1 protein-coding gene is annotated in these 406 nt (G+C 37.2%); it reads left to right on the top strand.

Translation table 11 applies throughout. The annotated features are described in order from the left end of the window. Positions 1-16: 16 nt before the first annotated feature. Positions 17-406, top strand: a 390-nt coding sequence (locus JMA43_RS14065) for a DUF6443 domain-containing protein (RefSeq protein WP_446719413.1), incomplete at its 3' end; no start/stop codon positions are given.

The following is a 406-nucleotide window of genomic DNA, read 5'->3' as shown; positions in this document are numbered from 1 at the left end:
TCGTGCTACATATGATTTGAACGATTATGTTTTAAGTGCAGGAGAAGTAGACAATTATATTGCGACCCAAAGTATTACGTTAAAGCCCAATACATGGATAAAATCTGGGAGTACATTTTCGGCAAAGATTATTTCTGATGCATATATATCACCTAGTTTGAGTAGTTCAGAGAATTATATATTTACAAGGAGTTATCAAAGTTCTATGACGAGTGCCTCAGGTATTCGAGAGAACAAAGATGTAATAGAAAGTGTAACGTATTTTGATGGTTTAGGCAGGGCGAAGCAACAGGTAGGTATTAAAGCAACTCCAACTAAGAAAGATGTTATCACACATATTGGCTATGATGCTTTTGGGCGTCAGGCATTGGAATACCTTCCTTATGGTTCTTCACAGAATCGGGGT

Source organism: Joostella sp. CR20 (genome assembly GCF_038433465.1).
Classification (GTDB): domain Bacteria; phylum Bacteroidota; class Bacteroidia; order Flavobacteriales; family Flavobacteriaceae; genus Galbibacter.
Note: the sequence above shows the minus strand (reverse complement) of the source record. Positions and strands in the feature narration are given on the sequence as shown.